Source organism: uncultured Ferrimonas sp. (assembly GCF_947489035.1).
Taxonomy (GTDB): domain Bacteria; phylum Pseudomonadota; class Gammaproteobacteria; order Enterobacterales; family Shewanellaceae; genus Ferrimonas.
Genome location: NZ_CANLCI010000105.1, coordinates 1 through 202 on the forward strand (window position 1 = coordinate 1; position 202 = coordinate 202).

The 202-nt window shown below is 57.4% G+C and carries 1 protein-coding gene; it reads left to right on the forward strand.

Features of this window, described 5'->3' with window-relative positions:
- Positions 1–202: VCBS domain-containing protein (locus tag Q0796_RS18280; RefSeq protein ID WP_298445931.1), on the forward strand; the 202-nt coding region annotated here is incomplete at both ends.

Below are 202 nucleotides of genomic sequence, written 5' to 3' on the forward strand. Positions count from 1 at the left end.
TCAACGCCGACGGCAGCTGGACCTTCGACCTAGCCGACAACGACACCGTTGATGCACTGACTTTGGGTCAGGAAGAAATTCGTGAATTCACCGTGACCTTAAGTGACGGCAGCACCACCACCGTCACCATCACCATCACCGGTACTGACGATCTGCCGGAAATTTCCAGCGACGCCGACCGCATCACCGAAGGGGATAGCGC